This window comes from Cylindrospermopsis sp. CR12, from assembly GCF_001432185.1.
GTDB lineage: Bacteria > Cyanobacteriota > Cyanobacteriia > Cyanobacteriales > Nostocaceae > Raphidiopsis > Raphidiopsis raciborskii.
Map to the genome: position 1 here is coordinate 23383 of NZ_LMVE01000016.1, position 6737 is coordinate 30119.

General features: G+C 39.0%; 5 protein-coding genes. All 5 read right to left on the minus strand.

The annotated features are described in order from the left end of the window. Positions 1-24 precede the first annotated feature (24 nt). The 5 genes from hypE to hypF all read right to left on the minus strand — a co-directional run bounded on the left by hypE (position 25) and on the right by hypF (position 6659). Entirely contained in the window at positions 25-1128 is a 1104-nt protein-coding gene (gene hypE, locus ASL19_RS01980; RefSeq protein ID WP_057177076.1) for a hydrogenase expression/formation protein HypE, read from the minus strand. 7 nt (positions 1129-1135) lie between these two features. After that, positions 1136-2263: a hydrogenase formation protein HypD gene (gene hypD / locus ASL19_RS01985; protein WP_057177072.1), complete on the minus strand. Its 1128-nt coding sequence runs from the start codon at positions 2261-2263 to the stop codon at positions 1136-1138. 15 nt (positions 2264-2278) lie between these two features. Continuing rightward, positions 2279-2557, minus strand: a complete 279-nt coding sequence (locus ASL19_RS01990; protein ID WP_057177073.1) for a HypC/HybG/HupF family hydrogenase formation chaperone — start codon at positions 2555-2557, stop codon at positions 2279-2281. Positions 2558-2665: 108 nt separating this feature from the next. Continuing rightward, positions 2666-4213 carry an ATP-binding protein gene (locus tag ASL19_RS01995; protein WP_057177074.1) on the minus strand — a complete coding sequence of 516 codons (1548 nt, stop codon included), beginning with the start codon at positions 4211-4213 and terminating at the stop codon, positions 2666-2668. A gap of 46 nt (positions 4214-4259) precedes the next feature. Continuing rightward, positions 4260-6659 (minus strand): carbamoyltransferase HypF, encoded by a 2400-nt coding sequence (gene hypF / locus ASL19_RS02000; RefSeq protein ID WP_057177075.1) that lies wholly within the window; start codon positions 6657-6659, stop codon positions 4260-4262. Positions 6660-6737 lie beyond the last annotated feature (78 nt).

Consider the following 6737-nt stretch of genomic DNA (forward strand, 5'->3'; position numbering starts at 1 on the left):
CCTAATATCCCGAATACTATTAGATTAACATATTCTCGGTAGCTGCTCTCCCACCAACATATCTACTATTCTTTCTGCACCAAAAACAGTTTTTAAAAAAACTATTCCAGGTAGTTGCTCAACTACTTGTCCAATAATTGCTGCTTGTTTTCCCAAGGGATGATCTTGCATGGTGGATAATACCAGTTCCGCTTGCTCCTGGGGAACAACAATTACTATTTTACCTTCGTTGGCTAAATACAATGGATCTAAACCAAGTATTTCACACATTCCAGTCACCTCCTCTCTAATGGGAATGGTCTGTTCATTGATTTTTATCCCTAGATTTGCTGTTTGGGCAAATTCGTTTAATACTGTCGCCAAACCTCCCCTAGTTACATCTCTCATAGCATGAATATCAGGACAGACCTTGATAATTTCAGCTACCAGTTCATGCAATGGTTGACTGTCGCTTTCTATATCTGTTTCTAATTCTAATTCTCCTCTAGCTATTAAAATTGCCGCACCATGATTCCCTATTTCTCCATTAATAATTACCATATCCCCCGGTTGAATATGGCGAGGTGAAATTTTAATTCCCTGGGGTATTATCCCTATCCCAGCAGTATTAATAAATAATTTATCCGCAGAACCACGATGCACTACCTTGGTGTCTCCTGTAACTATTTGCACTCCCGCTTTTTGAGCAGCATGTTGCATACTCCCCACTACTTTTCTTAATGTTTCTAATGGCAAACCCTCTTCTAAGATCATGCTACAACTTAAATATAGGGGTTTAGCACCCCCAACTGCCAGATCATTAATTGTGCCATTAACAGCTAAATCACCAATATTGCCACCGGGGAAAAACAAGGGATCTACCACGTAAGAATCGGTGGTAAATGCTAATCTATCTCCCAGTTTTCCCAGGGTTGATAAATCAAAACTTGCCTGATCTTCTAATTGTGATAAAATCTCATTATGGAAATTTTTCACAAATACATCATGAATTAAATCGCTCATGGCTTTACCACCACTACCATGGGATAGGTTAATATGGCTATCTTTAACTTGATGGGAGCGACGACCTACCTGTGCTATTTTTTGAAATAGGGGATTTTGATTTTTCTGATTTTTATCTATTGCCATACAATTGCTATATAAGAGCTGATAATCTGCCATATTTATAATATGCTGCACAAGCACCTTCAGAGGAAACCATACAAGTTCCTATGGGTGTTTCTGGTGTGCAAGCTGTGCCAAATACTTTACATTCCCAAGGTTTTAAAACTCCTTTAAGAATTTCTCCACATTGACAGGCTTTATGATCGGGCACTTTCAAATTGGGAATAGTAAATTTGGCTTCTGCATCAAATTGAGCATATTCGGGACGTATTTTCAAACCAGAATTAGGAATTTCTCCCAACCCCCGCCATTCAAATTTCTCGCGAACTGTAAAAACCTGATTCATGGCTTGAATGGCATTTTGATTTCCCCCTTTCTCAACTAACCGATTATATTGGTTTTCTACTTCACACTGATTTTCTTCTATTTGTTTTAATAACATCCATATAGATTGGAAAATATCCAATGGTTCAAATCCAGAAATGACAATCGGTTTATGATATCTTTCGGGAATAAACTCATATGGATCTGTTCCAATAACCATGCTTACATGACCTGGACCAACAAAACCATCTAGTTGTAAATCTGGATTTGCTAATAATGCTTCCAATGCTGGTATAACTAATACATGATTGGAAAATAAACTAAAGTTTCTAATGTTTTCTGCTGCTGCTTGTAATATGGTAAATGCAGTGCTAGGAGCAGTGGTTTCAAATCCTAAACCAAAAAATACTATCTCTTTTTCAGGGTTTTCCTTGGCAATCTTTAAACTATCCAGAGGAGAATAGACCATTCTAATATCTGCTCCCTCAGCTTTTGCTTGTAACAAGCTGGTTTTAGACCCTGGAACCCTCATAGCATCCCCAAAAGTAGTGAAAATAATCTGCTGGTTTTGGCAAAGGGCGATCGCATCATCTACTCTACCTTTTGGCATGACACATACCGGACATCCAGGTCCATGAATCAGTTCAATATTATCTGGTAATATTTCCTCAATGCCATATTTAAAAATCGCATGGGTGTGACCACCACACACTTCCATTATTTTCAGGTGTTTGTTTTTGTGGGAATTTCTTGAGATTTGAAGACTCAGTTGTGCAATTTCTTTTTGTAAACCTTGAGCTTTTTCGGGGTTACGGAATTCATCTACATATTTCATAATTTTACCAAGGTGTTATAAATCGCTCCTTTGCAGGTCTTTAGTATCACCATAACTGTTAGCAATTTCCTGTAAAAGGGCTAAGGTTTCTGCTGCTTCCTGTTCATTAATTCTGTTCATAGCAAAACCCACATGAACTAACACCCAATCTCCGAGACATTTTTCGGGTGGGTGTTCCTCATCAACAATACATGCTATATTGATTTGACGCTTAACTCCTCCAACCTTAACTATTGCTAGTTTATGTTCTGGATTGCTGATTTCTATTATTTGTCCAGGTATTCCTAAACACATATCTTTTTCTCGACCTAATTAGAGTTTACTAGAGTTTAACATACATCTTTGGAAAGAAAATGTGGCGTTGCACAATAATTGAGGTTCAATCATCTGATATCTACCGCTCTAGCTACGAATTACTGTAATGGTTCTTCCCTCTCGACTAATGGCCTGTTCCATACTAATCCTCTCACCCATGGGTGGTAATCCCGGACGGTGATCAAAAATTACTAACCAACCTCTATCTAATCCTAACCCACCCAGATATTTATCCAATTGGGTCAAACCCTTCGTTAACGGATCCGATTTTCCCCTCCAAACCTTTAACTCTATGCCCATCACTACCTTGCCATAGCGTAAACAAATATCCATTCTTCCAGAACCAACGGCATATTCCCGTTCTAAAGTGCCACCACCATTCACTACCCGATGTAAAAACGCCATCAAAACTAAATGGGGAGCAATTTCATGATAAGGCGCACTTTTGAGTAATGGTTCCCCATGTTGTCGCCAAAACTCTAGGAAAGCATTTAAGAGTTTGTCAGGATTTAAAGTATTATCAGTATTTAACCAAGTAGGTTGAATCTGGGGTAGACTATCCTGACTACCCTGGGACAAAACACGAGGAATCACCTCCTGGTAAATGGGATTGGCAATGGTTAGTCCTCCCAAGGGACTGCGCTTTACCAAGCCTAAATCTAGCAAGAAACGGCGATCATCCTCTGGGGTATCTGGTAAGTCCGATCCAGCTAACATGGGTTGAATAATGGCTTTGACCCGATCTTCCCGTAAGCGCTCTGCCAAACTATCCAAATGGGTATCCTGGCGCTGAATCAGAACTTCTTTGGCTTGGTTAATTACTTCAGCGGTAATGGGTTGAGTAATATCTTTCACTAACACCTGAGTGGCTTGACGAGCTAGGGCGTTTACTAACCATGGTTGCCCATCGGTTAAATAAAATGCTTGTTTAATTGCTTCCGGGGTAAAAATTTGTCCTGTAGCTTGCGTATGTTGTAAGTAAAGTTCTTCCACCTCTGACAGAGTGAAATTACTTAAAGTCAAGGATTCCGCTTTGATATTGAAAGGACTTGACGTATTCAGTCGTTCACTTCCACCAGATTTAACCTTATAGTCCCGCACATCCCGCATACCAATTAACCCCACCGAATGGGGAAATCCCCGAGGACGACGGGGAAAACCTGAGCGTAATTGTCTTAAAATTAGGATTAAAGCTTCATCTGTTAGGGAATCGATTTCATCTAAAAAGATTACAAGAGGTCTTGGAGATTGTGCGGACCACTCACTTAAAGTTTTGCCTATTCCTGAGTCTGTTTCACGCTCTGGCCAATAGGATGGTTGTAGTTCTTTGGGTAAATAAAATTTGATTGCCTGTTTCCATTCTTCTAAAATAACCTGCTCCGCTTGCTGGGGATTATGGGAGAATACTGATCCCACTTCAACGGAAAGCATAACTGCGGTATATTTTCCACTATCAGTCAATTCTCGTGCTAAGGCTATCATAGCTGTAGTTTTGCCGACTTGTCGCGGCGCGTGAATTATAAAGTAGTTTTCTCCGTCAATTAGTGCTTTCAAATCCGGTAGTCGAGCTGTGGGAGAGAGCATATAGTGGATTTCGGATTTACAGGGTCCAGCAGTATTAAAGTATTTAGGCATAATTGTGAGCTATAATTTAGATTGATTCTTGGGTCGGAACGCTTAGTTAGGCATTTTGCCCACATCTAGCTGCAACAATCATAGCTTGTCCCAGAGATATTCCTCCATCATTTGGAGGTACTTTACTATGGGTAAAAACTTCCATGCCCATATTTTGCAGTAATTTAGTTGTTTGCTGCAAAAGAATTCGGTTTTGAAATACTCCCCCGGTTAGTGCTACTTGATTAGTTTTATATTCTTGACTCAATTGTTTAACTGTTTCTATAATCAAATGGGCTAGAGTTAGGTGAAACTTGGCAGCTATTTCCCCTATTCCAACTTGTTGGTTTATATCCTCTAAGATTCCTTTCCATATAGAAGCTGTGTTTACATAGTACATTCCATCTAACTTTTCAATATTTTGATGTGATGGATAACTGGATATATCATTTAGTATTTCAGGACTAATACAGGACTCCATTTCTATAGCTGCTTGTCCCTCGTAGGTACATTCTTCTCGACAAATGCCAATTGCTGCTGCTACCGCATCAAATAACCTACCAACAGATGATACAAGGGGTGAGTTAATATTTTTTTCCACCATTTGATCTAGCAATTTCAAAGGTTGTTTTTGTAGAAACTGCACAATTTCTAGAGATGGATATTGTTCTTGAACCTCTTGCCAATTTAAAGCACTATTGAGGTGAGCATAAGTATTTCTCCAGGGTTGATAAATAGATTGTTTTCCCCCTATCATAGGTACTGGTTTAAAGGTAGCCAGTCTTTGGTAATTAGAATAATCAGCCAGGAAAAATTCTCCTCCCCAGAAATTACCATCTTCTCCATATCCTAAACCATCAAAAGCTACACCTAATACTGGCTGGCTATTTAAAGGTATTTTGTTTTCCGCTAGACAAGCTGCAATGTGAGCATGATGATGTGGAATTTCATAAAGTTGGATTTCATTACTGACTGCTAATTGTCTACCCAGTTTTGATGATAAATATTCCGGATGTTTATCAATGGCAATAATTGCTGGTTTATGGGCGAATAAATTGAGATATAAATTTAGGGTTTCTTGATAGGTAGCAAAAGCGGAGGCATTTTCTAAATCTCCTAAATGTTGTGATAAAATAGCCTCACCTGCTCTCAATAAACAAAAGGTGTTTTTCAATTCCCCACCCATGGCTAAAATAGGTGGTGTCTTTTCAAGACCTTGTGGTAAAATAATCGGTGCTGGTGCATATCCCCTAGCGCGTCTGAGAATTTGGATTTTTTGATTAACTACTCTCACTACTGAATCATCTACTCGGTTAATAATATCTCGATTATGTAATAAAAAATAATCAGCTATTGGAGCTAACTTTTTTTTAGCATCTGAATTATCAATACATTGAGGTTCATCGGCAATATTACCACTGGTCAGAACTATGGGAACATTCATTCTCCTGAGAATTAAATGATGTAAAGGAGTATAGGGCAACATAAAACCCAGAGTGTTTTGACCAGGTGCGATCGCCCTGGCTATGGGATTCCCTATTTGGGATTTGACTGAGTTAGGTGGCAAGTTATTTTGGGGATTAATTTTTAATAAAACAATTGGTGCAGCAGGACTAGTTAATAAATCTTTTTCTAAATCAGAAATCTGACAATATTGAGATATTATATTGATATCTCTAGCCATTAAAGCAAAAGGTTTATGATAACGTTTTTTTCGCTGTCGTAATTTTTCAACTACAGTTTCTTGGGTAGCATCACAAGCTAAATGGAAACCGCCTAACCCTTTAATAGCAACGATTTCACCTTTTTGTAATAAAGTACAAACTGCATCAACCTCATCCAACATAGAAAACATATCCCCAGTGATAGGTTGACCATCAGCACGTTCTAACCATGCGCGGGGACCACAACGAAAACAAGCTACGGGTTGAGCGTGGAAACGTCTATTATTCACATCTTCATATTCCTGGTTACATTCTCCACACATAGGAAAATCTACCATGCTAGTATTATTTCTATCGTAGGGAATGGCCTGCATAATACTTAACCGTGGTCCACAATGGGTACAGTTAGTAAAGGGGTAGCGGAAATAACGACTAAAGGGATCAAAAATTTCCTTTTGACATTCATCACAGGTTGCAGCATCGGGAACAATTTCCGTTTTCACTGGTGTTTCCATACTGGGAGAAATGATAAATTCTGTGAGTTCATCACCATGGAAATCATTAGACCCAGAAAGTGGACTCCTGATTAGTTCATGAATTTGAGCTAGGGGTGGACAGTGGTCATACAGTTGCTGCACAAAAGCAGTTATCTTTTCCTCACTCCCTACAATCCGGATTAAAACTCCATCCCCATCATTACATACATCTCCTTTTAAACCAGCATTTTTAGCCAAGCGGTAAACCGTGGGACGAAAACCTACACCCTGAACAGTACCCCTAACTCTTATTTGCTCTGTTCTCATGTTTTTACTGCAAAAGCATATTCATATTATATTCTAATAGGGTTGGTGGAATATTCAAGGGGAGGTTAGAAAATGCGA